General features: G+C 70.2%; 15 protein-coding genes. 9 read left to right on the top strand and 6 right to left on the bottom strand.

Features of this window, described 5'->3' with window-relative positions:
- Position 1 precedes the first annotated feature (1 nt).
- The 4 genes from P3L51_RS10685 (at position 2) to P3L51_RS10670 (ending at position 3,483) form a co-directional block, all read left to right on the top strand.
- Positions 2-931 (top strand): F0F1 ATP synthase subunit gamma, encoded by a 930-nt coding sequence (locus P3L51_RS10685; protein ID WP_354604886.1) that lies wholly within the window; start codon positions 2-4, stop codon positions 929-931.
- Positions 931-2,385: a F0F1 ATP synthase subunit beta gene (atpD, locus tag P3L51_RS10680; RefSeq protein WP_354604885.1), complete on the top strand. Its 1,455-nt coding sequence runs from the start codon at positions 931-933 to the stop codon at positions 2,383-2,385. The genes P3L51_RS10685 and atpD overlap by 1 nt, the downstream gene beginning before the upstream one ends.
- Before the next feature lie 142 nt (positions 2,386-2,527).
- Entirely contained in the window at positions 2,528-2,902 is a 375-nt protein-coding gene (locus P3L51_RS10675) for a F0F1 ATP synthase subunit epsilon (protein ID WP_354604884.1), read from the top strand.
- Between the two features lie 134 nt (positions 2,903-3,036).
- Positions 3,037-3,483, top strand: a complete 447-nt coding sequence (locus P3L51_RS10670) for a DUF2550 domain-containing protein (RefSeq protein WP_354604883.1) — start codon at positions 3,037-3,039, stop codon at positions 3,481-3,483.
- Between the two features lie 79 nt (positions 3,484-3,562).
- Here the strand turns inward: P3L51_RS10670 and P3L51_RS10665 are convergent, their stop codons facing one another.
- The 3 genes from P3L51_RS10665 to P3L51_RS10655 all read right to left on the bottom strand — a co-directional run bounded on the left by P3L51_RS10665 (position 3,563) and on the right by P3L51_RS10655 (position 7,473).
- Positions 3,563-5,419 (bottom strand): glycosyl hydrolase family 18 protein, encoded by a 1,857-nt coding sequence (locus tag P3L51_RS10665; RefSeq protein WP_354604882.1) that lies wholly within the window; start codon positions 5,417-5,419, stop codon positions 3,563-3,565.
- Positions 5,420-5,626: 207 nt separating this feature from the next.
- Entirely contained in the window at positions 5,627-6,277 is a 651-nt protein-coding gene (locus P3L51_RS10660) for a response regulator (protein ID WP_354604881.1), read from the bottom strand.
- Positions 6,274-7,473 carry a sensor histidine kinase gene (locus tag P3L51_RS10655; RefSeq protein ID WP_354604915.1) on the bottom strand — a complete coding sequence of 400 codons (1,200 nt, stop codon included), beginning with the start codon at positions 7,471-7,473 and terminating at the stop codon, positions 6,274-6,276. Before P3L51_RS10655 ends, P3L51_RS10660 begins: the two co-directional genes overlap by 4 nt.
- 151 nt (positions 7,474-7,624) lie before the next feature.
- On the opposite strand from P3L51_RS10655, the gene P3L51_RS10650 reads away from it, so the two are divergent.
- Complete coding sequence (locus tag P3L51_RS10650; RefSeq protein WP_354604880.1) at positions 7,625-8,203, top strand: hypothetical protein; 579 nt, start codon at positions 7,625-7,627, stop codon at positions 8,201-8,203.
- 10 nt (positions 8,204-8,213) lie between these two features.
- On the opposite strand, the gene P3L51_RS10645 is transcribed toward P3L51_RS10650, so the two are convergent.
- From P3L51_RS10645 to P3L51_RS10635, 3 genes are read right to left on the bottom strand one after another with little or no spacing between them, the layout of a single operon-like run.
- The gene (locus tag P3L51_RS10645; protein ID WP_354604879.1) at positions 8,214-8,786 is read right to left on the bottom strand and encodes a cob(I)yrinic acid a,c-diamide adenosyltransferase; all 573 of its coding nucleotides are present in this window, start codon (positions 8,784-8,786) and stop codon (positions 8,214-8,216) included.
- Between the two features lie 41 nt (positions 8,787-8,827).
- Positions 8,828-9,595: an ABC transporter permease gene (locus P3L51_RS10640; protein WP_354604878.1), complete on the bottom strand. Its 768-nt coding sequence runs from the start codon at positions 9,593-9,595 to the stop codon at positions 8,828-8,830.
- A gap of 12 nt (positions 9,596-9,607) precedes the next feature.
- Positions 9,608-10,390, bottom strand: coding sequence for an ABC transporter ATP-binding protein (locus P3L51_RS10635; protein ID WP_354604877.1), 783 nt, complete (start codon positions 10,388-10,390; stop codon positions 9,608-9,610).
- A gap of 105 nt (positions 10,391-10,495) precedes the next feature.
- Here P3L51_RS10635 and P3L51_RS10630 point away from each other — a divergent pair, with 105 nt between their 5' ends.
- The 4 genes from P3L51_RS10630 to P3L51_RS10615 all read left to right on the top strand — a co-directional run.
- Positions 10,496-11,134: a TetR/AcrR family transcriptional regulator gene (locus P3L51_RS10630; protein WP_354604876.1), complete on the top strand. Its 639-nt coding sequence runs from the start codon at positions 10,496-10,498 to the stop codon at positions 11,132-11,134.
- A gap of 166 nt (positions 11,135-11,300) precedes the next feature.
- Positions 11,301-12,149 carry a 3-hydroxyacyl-CoA dehydrogenase family protein gene (locus P3L51_RS10625; RefSeq protein WP_354604875.1) on the top strand — a complete coding sequence of 283 codons (849 nt, stop codon included), beginning with the start codon at positions 11,301-11,303 and terminating at the stop codon, positions 12,147-12,149.
- Positions 12,150-12,366: 217 nt separating this feature from the next.
- Complete coding sequence (locus P3L51_RS10620) at positions 12,367-12,690, top strand: STAS domain-containing protein (protein WP_354604874.1); 324 nt, start codon at positions 12,367-12,369, stop codon at positions 12,688-12,690.
- Between the two features lie 248 nt (positions 12,691-12,938).
- Positions 12,939-15,328 (top strand): ATP-binding protein (locus tag P3L51_RS10615; protein WP_354604873.1); only part of this gene is annotated, 2,390 nt, incomplete at its 3' end.

Raw genomic sequence — 15,328 nt, 5'->3', positions numbered from 1 at the left:
CATGGGAGCCCAGCTCCGGGTCTACAAGCGTCGCATCAAATCCGTCACCGCGACCAAGAAGATCACCAAGGCGATGGAGATGATCGCCGCCTCGCGCATCGTCAAGGCGCAGCGCCAGGTGACGGCATCCACGCCGTACGCGACCGAGCTCACCCGCGCGGTCACGGCGGTGGCGACCGGATCCAACACCAAGCACCCCCTGACCACGGAGGTCGAGGCGCCGGTCCGGGCCGCGGTTCTGCTCATCACGAGCGACCGCGGACTGGCCGGCGGCTACTCCTCCAACGCCATCAAGGCGGCGGAGCGGCTCACCGAGCGGCTCACGGGTGAGGGCAAGAAGGTCGACACCTACATCGTCGGCCGCAAGGGTGTCGCCTACTACGGCTTCCGTGAGATCGAGGTCACGGAGTCGTGGACCGGCTTCACCGACAGTCCGACCTACGCGGACGCCAAGAAGGTCGCCGGGCCGCTGATCGCGGCGGTCCAGCGGGACACGGCGGACGGCGGCGTGGACGAACTCCACATCGTCTTCACCGAGTTCATCTCGATGCTGACGCAGACGCCGACACAGAACCGGCTGCTGCCCCTCTCCCTCGCCGACGCGTCGGCGGACCAGGACGAGGACGCGGCGAAGAAGCACGAGATCCTTCCGCTGTTCGACTTCGAGCCGTCGGCGGAGGACGTCCTCGACGCCCTGCTGCCGCGCTACGTCGAGAGCCGTATCTACAACGCGCTGCTCCAGGCCGCCGCTTCCAAGCACGCGGCCACCCGCCGCGCGATGAAGTCGGCGACCGACAACGCCGGGGATCTCATCAAGAGCCTCTCCCGGCTTGCCAACGCGGCCCGCCAGGCCGAAATCACCCAGGAAATCAGCGAGATCGTCGGTGGCGCCAGCGCCCTGGCCGACGCGACCGCGGGGAGTGAAAAGTAATGACGACCACTGTTGAGGCGGCCACCCCGGGAAGCACGGCCACAGGCCGCGTGTCCCGGGTCATCGGCCCGGTCGTCGACGTGGAGTTCCCCGTCGACGCGATGCCGGAGATCTACAACGCACTGCACGTCGAGGTGGCCGACCCGGCCGAGGACGGCAAGAGGAAGACGCTGACGCTCGAAGTCGCCCAGCACCTGGGTGACGGAGTCGTACGCGCCGTCTCGATGCAGCCGACCGACGGTCTGGTCCGCCAGGCCGTGGTGACGGACACCGGCTCCGGTATCTCGGTGCCCGTCGGTGACGTGACCAAGGGCAAGGTGTTCAACACCCTCGGTGAGATCCTGAACGACCCGGAGGGCAAGGCTCAGATCACCGAGCGCTGGCCGATCCACCGCAAGGCCCCGGCCTTCGACCAGCTCGAGTCGAAAACCGAGATGTTCGAGACCGGCCTGAAGGTCGTCGACCTGCTGACCCCGTACGTCAAGGGCGGCAAGATCGGTCTGTTCGGTGGAGCGGGCGTCGGCAAGACGGTCCTCATCCAGGAAATGATCATGCGTGTGGCGAAGCTGCACGACGGTGTTTCCGTGTTCGCCGGTGTCGGTGAGCGCACCCGTGAGGGCAACGACCTCATCGACGAGATGACCGAGTCGGGCGTCCTGGACAAGACCGCGCTGGTCTTCGGCCAGATGGACGAGCCGCCGGGCACCCGTCTGCGGGTCGCCCTGTCGGCCCTGACCATGGCGGAGTACTTCCGCGATGTGCAGAAGCAGGACGTGCTGCTTTTCATCGACAACATCTTCCGCTTCACCCAGGCCGGTTCCGAGGTCTCCACGCTGCTCGGCCGTATGCCGTCCGCGGTGGGTTACCAGCCGACCCTGGCGGACGAGATGGGTGTGCTCCAGGAGCGCATCACCTCGACCCGTGGCCACTCGATCACCTCGATGCAGGCGATCTACGTGCCGGCGGACGACCTGACCGACCCGGCCCCGGCCACGACCTTCGCGCACCTCGACGCGACGACCGTGCTGTCGCGTCCGATCTCGGAGAAGGGCATCTACCCGGCGGTCGACCCGCTGGACTCGACGTCCCGCATCCTGGACCCGCGTTACATCTCGCAGGCGCACTACGACACGGCCAGCCGCGTCAAGGGAATCCTGCAGAAGAACAAGGACCTCCAGGACATCATCGCGATCCTCGGCATCGACGAGCTGGGCGAGGAGGACAAGCTCGTTGTCCACCGTGCCCGTCGCGTCGAGCGCTTCCTGTCGCAGAACACCCACGCCGCCAAGCAGTTCACCGGCCTGGACGGCTCCGACGTACCGCTCGACGAGTCGGTCGCCGCGTTCAACGCGATCTGCGACGGGGATTACGACCACTTCCCGGAGCAGGCGTTCTTCATGTGCGGTGGTATCGAGGACCTGAAGGCGAACGCCAAGGAGCTCGGCATCTCCTGAGCCGTCGACTCACCCCGAGTCCTCGGCCGGTCCGGCGGGGGGCGGGCATGAACCGCCCCCCTCCGAACCGCCGATCGTGAACCCCATAGAATCTAGACCAACACCCGGCGACAAAGCCGGGTGGTGACCCGAGGAGCCACCCTTGGCTGCTGAGCTGCACGTCGAGCTGGTCGCCGCGGACCGCAGTGTCTGGTCCGGCGAGGCCACCCTGGTCGTCGCGCGCACCACGTCCGGCGACATCGGCGTCATGCCCGGTCACCAGCCGCTGCTCGGTGTGCTGGAGTCGGGCCCCGTGACCATCCGTACGACCGAGGGCGGAACGGTCGTCGCCGCTGTGCACGGCGGTTTCCTCTCGTTCGCGGACAACAAGCTCTCGCTGCTCGCGGAGATCGCCGAGCTTGCGGACGAGATCGATGCCCAGCGCGCCGAGCGCGCGCTGGAGCGTGCCAAGTCGGGTGAGGACGACGCCGCCGAGCGTCGCGCCGATGTCCGACTGCGCGCTGTGGCGGTGCGCTGACGCACCGCTTCTGGAATTACCCTCAGCCGCGGCCCGTTCTGGAGTCATCCAGACCGTGTCGCGGCTGAGGCGATGCGGCTGCTGTTTCTGTTCGTTCGTGCGGGTTACTCGATGAGGCGAGGAGGTCGGTATCGATGGTCCTCGCTCTGCTTGTCTGCGGACTGGTCGTCGTACTGGTTGCGGTGGGGCTCTTCGTCTTCGGGCTGCGCCGACGGCTGATCCAGCGGTCCGGAGGGACCTTCGACTGTTCGCTGCGCTGGAACGTGGCGGAGGAGCCCGACACGTCCGGCAAGGGCTGGGTGTACGGCGTCGCGCGCTACAGCGGCGACCGGATCAACTGGTTCCGGGTCTTCTCGTACTCTCCGCGGCCCCGCCGCAGCCTTGAGCGCTCGGCCATCGAGGTGCGCGCCCGGCGCGCGCCCGAGGGCGAGGAGGAGCTGGCGCTGCTCTCCGACTCCGTCGTGCTCGGCTGCGACCACAAGGGGACGCGTCTGGAGCTGGCGATGAGCGAGGACGCGCTGACCGGCTTCCTCGCCTGGCTGGAGGCGGCGCCGCCCGGCCAGCGGGTGAACGTCGCCTGAGTCTTCGGGGCAACGACGAGGGGGACGGTGCCCGTGGGCGCCGTCCCCCTCGCTCTGTGCGCGGTGTGTTGCCTCGGACCTACTTCAGACCGTTGCTGATCGCGGTCACGAGTTCGCCGTTCGCGGTGTCACCGGTGAAGTCCCAGAAGAACGCTCCGCCGAGGCCCTGGCTCTTGGCCCAGGTCATCTTCGTCGCGATCGTGGCCGGGGTGTCGTAGCTCCACCAGTTGCTGCCGCACTTGGCGTACGCCGTGCCGCCGACGGTGCCGGTGACGGGGCAGGTGTTCTTCAGGACCTTGTAGTCCTCGATGCCCGCCTCGTACGTGCCGGGGGCCGCGCCCGTCGCGGTGCCGCCCGGCGCCGCCTGCGTGACGCCGGTCCAGCCGCGCCCGTAGAAGCCGATGCCGAGCAGCAGCTTCTTCGCCGGGACGCCCTGCGCCTTGTACTTGGCGATCGCGTCGGCGGAGTTGAAGCCCGCCTGGGGGATGCCCGGGTACGAGGTGAGCGGGGAGTGCGGGGCCGTGGGGCCCTGCGCGGCGAAGGCGCCGAAGAAGTCGTACGTCATCACGTTGAGCCAGTTCATGTACTGCGAGGCGCCGGCGTAGTCGGCGGCGTCGATCTTGCCGCCGCTGGACGCGTCGGCGGTGACGGCCGCGGTGACCAGGTAGTTGGCACCGAACTTGGCGCGCATGGCCTGCATCATGTTCTTCATCGACGCCGGGCCGCTGGTGTCACAGCTCAGACCGCAGGCGTTGGGGTACTCCCAGTCCAGGTCGATGCCGTCGAAGACGTCGGCCCAGCGCGGGTCCTCGACCAGGTCGTAGCAGGACTGCGCGAACGCGGCCGGGTTCTTCACCGCGTCACCGAAGCCGCCGGACCAGGTCCAGCCGCCGAAGGACCAGAGGACCTTGATGTTGGGGTTGGCGGCCTTGAGCTTGCGCAGCTGGTTGAAGTTGCCGCGCAGCGGCTGGTCCCAGGTGTCGGCGACACCGTCGACGGCCTGGTCGGCGGTGTACGCCTTGTCCGTCGCGGCGTAGGCGTCACCGATGGTGCACTTGCCGCCCTGGACGTTGCCGAACGAGTAGTTGATGTGGGTGATCTTGGACGCGCTGCCCGACGTCACCAGGTTCTTGACGTGGTAGTTGCGGTCGTAGACGCCCCACTCGGTGAAGTAGCCGAGCTTGACCTGGTCGCCGGGCGGGGTGCCCGGGTCCGTGCCGCCGCCGGTGGTCCTGACGGCGACCGAGCCGCTGACCGGTCCGGTCTGGTCGGCCGTGTCACGGGCCTGGACGCTGTACGAGTAGCTGGTGCCCGCGGTCAGGCCGGTGTTCGTGTACGTCGTACCGGTGACCGTGGCGATCTTCGCGCCGTCCCGCAGGACGTCGTAGTTCTTGATGCCCTTGTCGTCGGTGGCCGCGCTCCAGCTGAGCTTCGCCGACGTGTTGGTGATCTCGCTCGCGGTGGGTGTGCCCGGGGCGGTGGGGGCCGTGTCACCGGGGACGCTGCCGCCGTCGCAGGACAGGCCGTTGAGCTTGCAGCCGGAGGGGGAACCGGAGCCGGTGCCGTTGAAGCCGAAGGTGACCGAGGCGCCCGGGGTGAGGGTGCCGTTCCAGCCGACGTTCTTGGCGGTCCAGTGGTTGGTGCCGCTCTTGGTGACCGTGGCGTCCCAGGCGGAGCCGACGCCGGTGCCGGCGGGGAAGTCCCACTCGACGGTCCAGGAGCTGAGGGTGGTGGTGCCGGTGTTCTTCACCGTCCACGAGCCTTCGAAGCCGGTGCCCCAGTCGGACTTCTTGGTGTACGTGGCGGTCGCCGACTCGGCTGCCTCGGCGGGGGAGGCCAGGCCGACCATGGCGGCGAGGGGGAGGAGCAGTGCGGTCAGCGCCGCGACGGATCTGGATCTGAATCTGGCTCTTCGGACGGACGTCTTCGTGCTCAAGGGGTACTCCTCGAGTGGGATCAGAGCAGTTCGGGGTTGGTCCGGGGTTGATCCGGGGTTGGTCCGTGACACCCGACTCCCGCGACAGCTCGCGCAGTAGTCGGTGGCGTGAGAGTAAGGAGGTCTGGACCACTCGTCAATAGGTCCAGACCAAAGGTGTCCCCGGTCGTCCGTGGCTGTCGGTCCACCCGCCGCCCCGGCGGCCGGTCAGATCCCCAACTCCCGCGCCAGAACCGCCGCTTGCAGCCGGCTGCGCAGCTCCAGCTTGCCCAGCAGCCTGCTCACATGCGTCTTGACGGTCGCCTCGGCCATGTCGAGCCGCCGCGCGATCTCGGCGTTCGACAGCCCGTCGCCCAGGCTCGACAGCACCTCGCGCTCGCGCCGGGTCAGGGTGTCGAGCACCGTGAGGTCCGGCGCGTCCGTGGACCGTACGGTCCTCGGCGAGGCGAACTCGGCGATCAGCCGGCGTGTCACGGCGGGCGCGATCAGCCCCTCGCCACGTGCCACCGTCCGCACCGCCTCGATCAGCTCCCTCGCCCCGGTGTTCTTCAGCAGGAACCCGGAGGCGCCGGCGCGCAGCGCGCCGAAGACGTACTCGTCCAGGTCGAACGTCGTCAGTACGAGCACGTCGGCCAGTCTCTCCCCGACGACCTGCCGTGTCGCCGACACACCGTCGAGGCGCGGCATCTGAATGTCCATCAGTACGAGATTCGGGCGCAGTTCACGGGCCAGCCGTACGGCCTCCTCGCCGTCCCCGGCCTCGCCCACGACCTCGATCTCCGGCGCGCTGCGCAGGATCAGCACCAGTCCCGCGCGCACCGCCGACTGGTCCTCGGCCACCAGAACCCGGATCGTCATGACGCGCCGTTCCCCTCGTCGACGGGCAGTTGTGCCCGTACCCGCCAGATCGTGCCGCCGTCGGTGTCCTCCGACATGACCGGTCCCGCCTCGAACTCCCCGTCCAGCAGGGCGACTCGCTCACGCATCCCGACGAGACCGGCGCCGGAGCCCGGCGCTCGGGGGCCGGGCCGGTCGCCGTACGGGCTGACGACGTCGACGCGCAGAGCGCGCCGGGTGCGCTCCAGGAACACCGTCACGGGGCCGCGCGGCGCGTGCTTGAGCGCGTTGGTCAGCGACTCCTGGACGATGCGGTACGCCGCCATCTCGACCGGCGCGGGCAGCGGCGCCTCCCCGCCCCGCCGGTCCGCCAGCGTGAACGTGAGCCCGCTGGACGCGCCGTTCGTACGGGCCTGCTCCACGAGCGAGTCGAGCGCCCGCAGCGTCGGCGCCGGGGCCGGGGCCCGGTCGTCGCCGGCGTCCCGCAGCAGCCCGATGAGCCGCCGCATCTCGGCCAGTCCGGCGACGCTGTTCTCGCGGATCACCGTCAGCGCGTCCTTCGTGGTCCGCGCGTCGTCGAGCGAGAGCGCGGCGGTGGAGTGGATCGCGATGGCCGACAGATGGTTGGCGACCATGTCGTGCAGCTCACGGGCCATCCGCGCGCGCTCGGCCGTCACGGCCTGCGTACGGTCCATCTCGGCGAGCAGCGCGGTCTGTTCGGCCCGCAGCCGGGCGGCCTCGGCTGCGTCGCGGTGGTTGCGCACCAGCACACCGGTGGTGGCCGGGGCGACACCGATCGCGGCGGCGACCACCCCGAGCAGCAGTGCCTCGGGCGTACGGAGCCAGCTCAGGGTCCCCACGGTGACGACGATCGAGATCAGCGCCGTGGCCCAGGGGATACGGCGGGCGGCGGACGGGCTCCCGTACAGCACCGCCGCGTACACGATGTCCGTGAACATCGCGATCGTCGCGACACTGCCGGTGGTGAACTGGTCGGCGACCAGCGCGACGGTGGCGACGGTCAGGGCCGTGCGGGGCGTGCTCCTGCGCACCAGCTCCATCAGGGACATGACGACGAGGGGCACCAGCACCCAGGAGCCGGGCAGCACCCGGCCGCCCTGGGTGTGCAGCCCGAGCGACCACAGCAGCAGACCGCCCAGCAGGCCGGCCGCGCCGATCAGGACGTCCTCGCGGGGCGGGCGCGGGAAATCGGTCATCCCGCCATCCAACACGGCGCCGCGCGCGGGCACGTCCACGTACCGGCCGAGGAGGCGGTACATCGAAGGATGCAGTGACGGCTCGTCACCGCTGACGACGATCGGGGCCGGGACGGGCGGGAGGCTTGGAGGGAGCCGGAAGGGGGCCGTCGTGATCGTCACGCTGATCATCATCTGTGAGGTCGGATTCTGGGTGCTGCTGGGCATCGGACTCGCCCTGCGCTACTTCGCCGGGATGCCGCGCGCCTCGGTCGCGGTGCTGTTGTGCGAGCCGCTGCTGGAGGTCCTGCTGCTGGTCGTGACGGCGATCGACCTCAAGAACGGCGCCGAACCGGACTGGAAGCACGGCCTCGCGGCGGTGTACATCGGGTTCTCGGTGGCCCTCGGCCCGGAGCTGATCAAGTGGGCCGACGCACGCTTCGCCCACCGCTTCGCGGGCGGCCCGCCGCCGGTGCGCCCGCCGAAGTACGGCAGGGCCCGCGCGATCCACGAGTGGCGGACGGCGGCCCGGTGGATCGTGGCGTCGGGCATCGCGATCGTGCTGCTCCAGGCCGCGATCCGGTACGTCGGCTCCGACGGGGGCGTCGGCTCGCTCCGGATGTGGCAGGAGAAGATGGTCTTCCTGATCGGCGTCAACGTGGTGTGGGCGCTCGGCTACACGCTCTTCCCGAAGAGGGGTCCGGGCGGGGCCGCCCCGGTGGAGCGGCCCACCTCCTACGACGACCGCTGAGCTTTCCGGATCAGCGCTCGCCGCCCGGCACCCACAACACGTCTCCGACCTCCTTGTTGGCCACCCTGGCCAGGATGAACAGGAGGTCGGAGAGCCGGTTGAGATACGTAGCCGTCAGCGGGTTCATGATCTCCCCGTGCGTCTCGAACGCCGTCCACGTCGAGCGCTCCGCGCGCCGTACGACGGTGCACGCCTGGTGCAGCAGCGCCGCCCCCGCCGTACCGCCGGGGAGGATGAAGCTCCGCAGCTTCTCGACCTCCTCCAGGAAGAGGTCGCAGTCCGCCTCCAGCTTGTCGATGTACGACTGCTCGACCCGCAGCGGCGGATACTTCGGCGCCTCGACCACCGGCGTGGAGAGATCGGCGCCCACGTCGAAGAGGTCGTTCTGGACCCGGACGAGGACCTTCACCACATCGTCCCTGAGCTGCCCCAGCGCGATCGCCGTACCGAGGGCGGCGTTCGCCTCGTTGGCGTCGGCGTAGGCGGCGATCCTCGGATCGGTCTTGGCGGTACGGCTCATGTCGCCGAGCGCCGTGGTGCCCTGGTCGCCGGTACGGGTGTAGATACGCGTCAGATTGACCATGTGCCCAGCCTAGGGCGTGTCCCAGCCTGGGGCGCATGGGCTCAGGCGTCGGCCTTCCGGAAGACCCGGGCGCCGACCGTCAGCGACACCGCCGCCAGGGCCACCGCCATCAGCACGCCGTAGAGCATCGCGGCGCCGGCGTAGTCGCCCAGGTACCCCGCCCGTACGGCGTCCACCAGGAAGCGCAGCGGCACGACGTGCGACAGCAGGTTCAGCCAGTCCGGGGCCAGCGTCATCGGCAGCACCAGACCGGAGAGCAGCATCGCCGGCATCGTCAGCGCGTTGATCACGGGGCCGAACTCCTGCGGCGTCGAGACGTTCATCGCCAGGGCGTACGACAGCGAGGCCAGCGCGGTGGCCAGGACCCCGACGAACACGAAGCCGATGAGGATCCCGCCCAGCGGCGCCCGCAACCCCATCACCAGCGCGGCGAGGACCAGCAGTACGGACTGGAAGACGAAGAGCGCCGCGTCTCGCAGCACCCTCCCCAGCAGCAGGGCGAGCCGGCTGACCGGCGTCACCCGCATCCGTTCGAGGACCCCGGTCTGCTTCTCGACGAGGATCGAGAAGCCCGCCAACGAGGCCCCGAGCAGGGCGAGTTGGAGGACGAGTCCGGGCACCAGGATCTGCCAGGAGTCGGCCTTCGCGCCGAGCGGCAGATCGGTCAGCAGCGGCCCGAAGAAGAAGAGGAACAGCAGCGGCATCAGGATGCCGAAGAGGATCTGGAACTTGGAGCGCAGGGTCTGGCGGGCGTACCGCCCGAAGACCAGCGCGGTGTCCGAGAGCGGCGACGAGACGAGTGGGGACACGGCGGGATCCTCCTAGACGGCTGCGGGAACGGCGTCGTCCGGCGCCGGGGCGCGGCCGGTGATCGCGAGGAAGGCGTCCTGGAGCGAGGCGCCGGGGGAGCCGCCGTACTCGCGCTTCAGCGCGTCCGGCGTGCCCTCGGCCACCACCACGCCGTGGTCGACGACGACCAGCCGGTCGGAGAGTTCGTCGGCCTCGTCGAGGTAGTGCGTGGTGAGGACGACCGTCGTGCCGTGCTCCTGACGGATACGGCGGATCAGGTCCCACAGACCGGCCCTGCTGCCCGGATCGAGTCCGGTGGTCGGCTCGTCGAGGAACAGCACCTCGGGGCGGTGCGTCAGCCCCATCGCGATGTCCAGTCGCCGGCGCTGCCCGCCGGAGAGCGCCGCGCACTTGCGGTCGAGCAGGTCGGACAGGTCGAGGTCGTGCGCCAACTCCCGGGTGCGGACGACGGCTTGGGCCTTCGTCAGCCGGTAGAGCCGGGCCTGGGTGATCAGTTCCTCGCGTACGGAGATCTGCGGGTCGACGCCGCCGGACTGCGCCACGTAACCGATCCTTCGCCGTACCCGCGCGGGCTCACGGGCGAGGTCGAACCCGGCGACCGTCGCGACGCCTTCGGTGGGCGCGAGCAGCGTGGTGAGCATCCGCAGCGTGGTGGTCTTGCCCGCGCCGTTGGGACCGAGCAGGCCGAGGATCTCCCCGGCCCGGACGGTCAGATCGATGCCGCGCACCGCCTCGACGGTGCCCTGTCCGGTGGAGAAGGACCGGGCGAGCCCGGCCGTACTGATGATTGCCATGACTCCAGAAAAACAGAGTCACTTAAATTTTGCAATGACTCCAAAAATACAGGGGGCCCAAACGGTCACGGTGCCGGGCCCGCGCCGCGCCCTAAGCTGAGAGGCATGTCCGAAGGGCTCAGGGAGCGCAAGAAGCGCCAGACCAGGCAGTACATCTCCGACGTCGCCACGCATCTGTTCGTCGAGCGCGGCTTCGACGCGGTGACCATCGCCGAGGTCGCCGAGGCGTCGGACGTCTCCGTCAACACGGTCTACAACTACTTCTCGACCAAGGAAGACCTCTTCCTCGACCGCAGCCGGGGCATCGTCGAGCGGCTCTCCCGGTTCGTGCGCGCCCGTGACGCGGGCGAGTCGGCGGCGGACGCCGTCCTGCGCGAACTGCGAGAGCTGGTCGAGACCGTCTCGCCCACCATCGGACTGCACAGCGGCCACGACCGCTTCATGAAGGTCGTCGAGGACTCGCACTCACTCAGGTCGCGTCTCTGGTACATCCAGCAGGAGCTCCTGGTCCATCTGGAGAAGACGCTCCGCGAGGAGACCGGCGCCGACGAGAGGGACACGCTGCCCACGCTGGTGGCCGGTCAGCTCGCCTGGGCGCACGGCACGCTCATGGCGTTCGTCGGCCGCCGGATGGTCGCGGGCCGGACCCCCGAGGAGACCTCGCGCGAAGCCCTCGTACTGCTGGACGACATCGAGGAAGTACTGGGCGGGAAAGTGCTCAAGTACGCTGTACGGCAAGGCTGATGGGCCGCCCCGGCGTGCTTCCGGATGTGATGTCCGTCATGTGAGACGTGACGCGCATCTCTTCACCACCACAGGGCAGCTCACGACCGATAACCTCCGGCAGAGGGAAATGTAAAGCGCGTGTTAAGCCGCGCGCCGTTCCGGAGCGGAAACCAAGGGGTACGTCGTGGCCAGGAAGCTCGCCGTCATCGGTGCCGGACTCATGGGGTCCGGAATCGCGCAGGTATCGGCCCAGGCCGGCTGGGACGTCGTTCTGCGAGATGTGACCGACGAGGCCCTGACCCGTGGCAAGAACGCGATCCGCGCCTCGTACGCCAAATTCGTCACCAAGGGCAAACTCGAAGAGGCGGACGCGGACGCCGCACTCGCCCGGATCACCACGACCACCGATCTGGACGCCGCGGCCGACGCCGACATCGTCGTCGAGGCCGTGTTCGAGAAGCTCGACATCAAGCACGAGATCTTCCGGACGCTCGACAAACTCGTACGCGACGACGCCGTCCTGGCCTCCAACACCTCGGCCATCCCGATCACCAAGATCGCCGCGGTGACGGAGCGTCCCGAGCGCGTCGTGGGCGCGCACTTCTTCTCACCCGTACCGATGATGAACCTCTGTGAGCTGGTACGCGGCTACAAGACCAGCGACGAAACTCTCGCCACGACACGGGAGTTCGCCGAATCGGTCGGCAAGACCTGCATCGTCGTCAACCGTGACGTCGCGGGCTTCGTCACCACCCGTCTGATCACCGCCCTGGTCGTCGAGGCGGCCAGGCTCCAGGAGTCGGGCGTCGCCACGGCCGAGGACATCGACATCGCGTGCAAGCTCGGCTTCGGCCACGCCATGGGGCCGCTCGCCACCGCCGACCTCACGGGCGTCGACATCCTGCTGCACGCCGCCGACAACATCTACACGGAGTCGCAGGACGAGAAGTTCGCGGCGCCCGAACTGATGCGCCGGATGGTGGACGCGGGTGACATCGGGCGCAAGAGCGGGCAGGGCTTCTACAAGCACTGAACGTTCCGCCCTCACCCCACCGGGTGAATTCGGTATCAGTTCGCTCACGGACGGCAACTTCCTCGGCCGTACGGCTGTCAGTTGTTGCACAAAGGCATTGCACGAAGACCTCGCACCAAGACATCGCACGCGCACATCGCACGCACATATCGCACACGGGTATCGCACGAAGACCGAGAAGACGGACGCGGAGCACGTAAGAATTCGGGGAGCGCATATGCACATCAGGGGCGACCACGCCGAGCTGGTCGTCGAGGGCCGCCTCGACGTCCGCAGCGCGGCGGACGCCCGTACGGTCCTGCACTCGGCCGTCGACGACGGAGCCGGCGACCTGGTGCTCGATCTGACCGGACTCGATTCCTGGGACGCCACGGGCCTCGGCGTCATCATGGGCGCGCACCGCCGGGCCGGACGGTGCGGTCGCAGACTCGTGCTGCGCGGTGTGCCGGCCCAGATGCAGCGCCTGCTGGTGGCCACCCGGCTCCACCGCATTCTCGCCATCGAGGGCGGGATCGCAGCAGAATCGCTTCCGCGCGTCTGAAACAGCACGCGCGGGTCCGTAAGCACGCGAACTCACCGGCTCCGCCCGTGAACCGCGCACAATCCTCACGAGACCGTGACGTCTGGGACGGGGTGGCACCCCGGCTGTTCCTGGATACTGTGCGGAGGTTTAGGGTTTCGGCCGTCGGCCGACCGACGACCCATGCGGCGGGCACCGGATCAGAAGTGACAGCGGGGTGTGCGAGGCCGGGAGGGCAACCGCACGCCACGATCTGGGGGGCTTTGACGATGAACCCGACCGACCCGACCCACCCGACGGACCCGCGTCCCGAGGGTGCCGGTCCCCTGGGCACCGGCCCCGCCGGAGCGGGGCGCGCCGACGAGAGAACCGCCGAGGCCGCCGACCGGCCCAGCCCGTGGCTCACGCACCCGACGCCCGCGCGCACCGTCGAGCTGATCTCCGGCGACTTCCTGATCACCGTGAACCCCGTCGACGGCAGCGAGATCGAGCCATGCCCGCCGGGCTCGCAGTCGCCCGCCCCCGTCAGGCTCGACGCCGACGAGCGCGCCGAGGCGCGCCGTGCCGGCCGGCCGCCCATACCGCCGGGCCCCGGCGCGCCCCCGCTCCCGCTGCTGGAGCGACAGGAGGAGCGCGAACAACTCGTCGGACTGCTGGGCCGCGGACGTTCCGTACGCCTCACCGGGTCGGCGGGCTCCGGCCGCACCGCACTCCTCGAAGCCGTCGCCGCCGACTGCGAGAACCTCGCGCCGGACGGGGTCGTACGGCTCTCCGGCCACCACCGCACCGTCACCGAGCTGCTGTACGAGCTGTACGCGGGCGTGTACCGGTCCGCGCTGCACCGCCCCGACCGCGCGGGACTGCTGCGGCTGGTCAACGGCATCGGCGCGATCGTCGTCGTGGACGACCTCGAACTCGGCGGCGAGCCGCTGGACGAACTCCTCGAAGCCGCGCCCGAATGCGCCTTCCTCCTCGCCATCACCCCCGACGTCGACGCGCCCATCTCGCGCTCGCGGCTCGAAGAGGTCCTGCTCGGCGGTCTCGGCCGCGGCGCCTCGCTCGACCTGCTGGAGCGCGCCACGGGGCGCCCGCTGACCGACGAGGAGGCGAACTGGGCCGGCGACCTCTGGTTCGAGTCCGAAGGACTGCCGCAGCGCTTCGTCCAGGCCGGGGCGCTGCTGCGCGGGCGCGACCGCCTGCGCGCCGACCCGGAGCCGTACGAGGCGGACGGCGCCTTCGTCCCCGAGCCGGCGGACGCGCCGTACGGCCAAGGACAGGGCCGGGGCGAGGGGTTCAAGGACGAGGCGCTCACCGCCGACGGTTACGACGTACCGCTGCCGACCCTCGGCGAGGGCGCCGCGCCCGCCGTGCTGCTCGCCTCCCGGCTCGGCGAGGCCGCGCGGGAGACGCTGCGCTTCGCCGTCGCGCTCGGCGGCGAGGTGCCGCACCAGGCCCATCTGCCGGCCCTGGTGGGCGACACCCACGCCGACGCCGCCGTCGGCGAACTGATGAACGCCGGCCTCCTGTCGCCCGTCGGCCCGCGCTACCGGCTCGCCGCCGGAGCGCTCGCCCAACTGGAGGCGCGGGGTTACGGCGACGAGGCCACGTCGCGTGCGCACGTCGCCGTCCAGCACTTCACCTGGTGGGCCGGCCATCCGTCGGTCACCCCGCGACGGGCCTCCTCGGAGGCGGACGCGCTGCTCGCCGCGATGACGCCCCTGGTGTCCAGCGGCGAGGCGGGCCACGCGAGCGCCGCCGTCCTGCTGGCCAGGGGCGCGGCGCCCGCCTTCCTGGCGGGCCTGCACTGGGGCGCCTGGGAGCGCGCGCTGCGGATCGGCCAGGAGGCGGCCAGGATCGCCGGAGAGGTCGCCGAAGAGGCGTACTTCCACCACGAGTTGGGGATCCTCGCGCTCTGCGTCGGGAGCCTGGACCGGGCGCGCGCCGAACTGGAGACCTCGATCGGCATGCGCGGGGCGGTGGCGGACAAGCGGGGCACGGTGTCCGGCCGCAGGGCGCTGGCCCTGGTCACCGACCGCGAGAACGGGAACGCCCCGGTCCCCTTCCGCCCGGCCGGCGAACCGCCGGTGTCGCCGCCGCGCGGGGTCTCGATGGTCGTACCCGTCCGGAAGCCACCGTCGCAGGACGAGCGGATGACGACGCTGGTGACCCGGCGTGATGACACACCGCCGGCGGGCAGGACCGCCGCCGGGCCGCCCGTCCGCCGGCGCCGTCCGGTGCTGGGTGGCGCCCGCCGCAACCTGGTCGCCGCCGGCGCGGGCGCGGTGCTCGCCGCCGTACTGGGCACGGTCGTGACCCTCGGCGCTTCGGGCAGCGGAACCTCGCCCACGGACCGGGTCCAGCCGGACCATTCGGCGGACGACGACACCACCGGCGACTACGACGACAGCGAGACGCCGACGGACGCGAGCACGAAGAAGCCGGCCGAGCCGGGCGGCGTTCCCGCCACGACCCGTTCGGGCGCGCCGACGCCCAGCACGACCGGCGGCTCCGAGTCCCCGGACCCGTCGGGCACCCCGTCCGACGAACCGTCGGACCCGGACGACGACCCGAAGCCCCCGGACCCGGACCCGTCGGACCCGGACCCCTCCCCGACGAAGACGACTCCGGGCCCGGAGCCCACGGGCTCCAGCCCCTCCCC

The sequence above is a fragment of the Streptomyces panacea genome, assembly GCF_040560175.1.
GTDB lineage: Bacteria > Actinomycetota > Actinomycetes > Streptomycetales > Streptomycetaceae > Streptomyces > Streptomyces panacea.
The sequence above is the reverse complement of the archived record's forward strand: the minus strand, read 5'-3'. Positions and strand labels throughout refer to the sequence as shown.